Below are 2,719 nucleotides of genomic sequence, written 5' to 3' on the forward strand. Positions count from 1 at the left end.
TGCGGGTCAAGCCGCGGATGACGGTCTCAGATTTATCGACCATCAGGGATCATTCCCATGACCAAACCCAAGGTTCTCATTTCCGACGCGCTCTCTCCCGCCGCCGTTCAGATCTTCAAGGACCGCGGCGTCGAGGTCGACTTCCAGCCCAATCTCGGCAAGGACAAGGACAAGCTCGCCGAGATCATCGGCAATTACGACGGCCTCGCGATCCGCTCGGCGACCAAGGCGACCGCGAAGATCCTCGAGAAGGCGACCAATCTCAAGGTGATCGGCCGCGCCGGCATCGGCGTCGACAACGTCGAGATTCCCGCCGCCACGGCCAAGGGCATCATCGTGATGAACACACCGTTCGGCAATTCGATCACGACCGCCGAGCACGCCATCACCCTGATGCTGGCGCTGGCGCGCGAGATTCCGCAGGCGGACGCTTCGACCCAGGCCGGCAAGTGGGAGAAGAACCGCTTCATGGGCGTCGAGATCACCGGCAAGGTGCTCGGCGTCGTCGGCTGCGGCAACATCGGCTCGATCGTCGCCGACCGCGCGCTCGGCCTGCGCATGAAGGTGATCGCGTTCGATCCGTTCCTGTCGCCGGAGCGCGCCAGGGACATCGGCGTCGAGAAGGTCGAGCTCGACGACCTGCTCAAGCGCGCCGACTTCATCACGCTGCATACGCCGCTCACCGAGAAGACCAAGAACATCATCGACGCAGCCGCGATCGCCAAGATGAAGAAGGGCGTGCGCCTGATCAACTGCGCCCGCGGCGGCCTCGTCGACGAGCAGGCCGTGGTCGACGCCTTGAATTCCAAGCACATCGCAGGCGCCGCCTTCGACGTCTTTGTCGAGGAGCCCGCCACCGCGAACGTGCTGTTCGGCCATCCCAACGTGATCTGCACGCCGCATCTCGGCGCGTCCACCACGGAAGCGCAGGAGAACGTCGCGCTTCAGGTCGCCGAGCAGATGTCGGATTACCTGCTCACCGGCGCGATCTCGAATGCCGTCAACTTCCCCTCGATCACGGCGGAAGAGGCGCCGAAGCTGAAGCCGTTCATCGCGCTCGCCGAAAAGCTCGGCTCGTTCGCGGGACAGCTCACCGAGAGCGGCATTCTCAAGGTCGAGATCACCTATGAGGGCCACGTCGCCGAGATGAAGATCAAGGCGATCACCTCCGCCGTGCTGTCCGGCCTGCTGCGGCCGATGCTGGGCGAGGTCAACGTCGTCTCCGCGCCCGTCGTCGCCAAGGAGCGCGGCATGGTGGTGGACGAGATCGTGCGCGCCGCCCAGAGCGACTATGAAAGCCTGATCACCGTCACCGTCACCACCGAGCGGCAGGAGCGGTCAGTCTCGGGCACGGTCTATGCCGACGGCAAGCCGCGCCTGGTCGACATCAAGGGGATCCGCGTCGACGCCGAATTCGGCAAGTCGATGATCTACGTGACCAACGAGGACAAGCCGGGCTTCATCGGCAAGTTCGCGAGCCTGCTCGGCGATGCCAAGATCAACATCGCGACCTTCCATCTCGGCCGCGTCGCGCCGGGCTCCGATGCCATCGCGCTGATCGAGGTCGACGGCGCGGTGCCGGCCGATCTGCTCGCCAAGGTGCAGGCCCTGCCGCAGGTCAAGCAGGTCAAGGCGCTGACGTTCTGATACGCCGACATATTCCGACCCGCGGAACAACGCCGCCCTCTCGCGAGGGCGGCGTTTTTATTTCTCCCGCGACCGCTGCACTTTGTGTACCAATGGCGCCGAGAAGACGTCGACCGACGCTCCGTTCAAAATCGTTCGAAAAGGGAGAAAACAATGCGTGAAGCCGTCATCGTTTCCTATGCACGCACGGGCCTCGCGAAATCCGGCCGCGGCGGGTTCAACATCACCCCGCCGATGTCGCTCGCGGCCCACGCCATTCACCACGCGGTCGACCGCGCCGGCGTCGAGAAGGACTATGTCGAGGATTGCTATCTCGGCAATTGCGCCCATGGCGCGCCGAACATCGGCCGCCAGGCCGCGCTGCTGGCAGGAATGCCGAAATCGACCGGGGGCGTCTCGGTGAACCGGTTCTGCTCGTCCGGTCTCCAGACCATTGCGATGGCCGCCAACTCGATCCGCTCGGACGGTTCGGACTGCATCGTCGCAGGCGGGGTCGAGAGCATCTCGATGCCGGGCGGCGGCACTCCGAAGGAATCGATCGATCCCGAGCTGCTCAAGACGGCGCCGGCGATCTTCATGGCGATGATCGACACCGCCGACATCGTCGCCGAGCGCTACAATCTCAGCCGTGAATATCAGGACGAATATTCGCTCGAGTCGCAGCGCCGCATGGCCGCCGCGCAGCAGGCGGGCAAGTTCAAGGACGAGATCGTCCCGATGAAGACCAAGATGAAAGTGGTCGACAAGGCGACCAAGGCCGAGTCGATCGTCGATTACGTCGTCGACCGCGACGAGTGCAACCGGCCCGAGACCACGCTGGAAGGTCTCGCCAAGCTCGAGCCCGTCAGGGGCCCCGGCAAGTTCGTCACGGCGGGCAACGCCAGCCAATTGTCGGACGGTGCCGCGGCCGTGGTGCTGATGGAAGCCAAGGACGCGGAGAAGCGCGGCCTCAATCCCATGGGCCGCTTCGTCGCCTGGGCGGCCGCGGGGTGCGAGCCGGACGAGATGGGCATCGGCCCGATCTTTGCCGTGCCGAAGCTGTTGAAGCGTCACGGCCTGAAGATCGACGACA

Annotated in this window: 2 protein-coding genes; both read left to right on the top strand. The window is 64.6% G+C overall.

Annotation, left to right across the window (positions count from 1 at the left end; all coding sequences use genetic code 11):
- Positions 1 to 57: 57 nt before the first annotated feature.
- Positions 58 to 1,647 (top strand): phosphoglycerate dehydrogenase, encoded by a 1,590-nt coding sequence (serA, locus tag IVB47_RS27240; protein ID WP_247358003.1) that lies wholly within the window; start codon positions 58 to 60, stop codon positions 1,645 to 1,647.
- Between the two features lie 153 nt (positions 1,648 to 1,800).
- The coding region (locus IVB47_RS27245) for an acetyl-CoA C-acyltransferase (protein WP_247465891.1) at positions 1,801 to 2,719 on the top strand (919 nt) is incomplete at its 3' end.

Source organism: Bradyrhizobium sp. 62, from assembly GCF_023073035.1.
Taxonomy (GTDB): Bacteria; Pseudomonadota; Alphaproteobacteria; order Rhizobiales; family Xanthobacteraceae; genus Bradyrhizobium.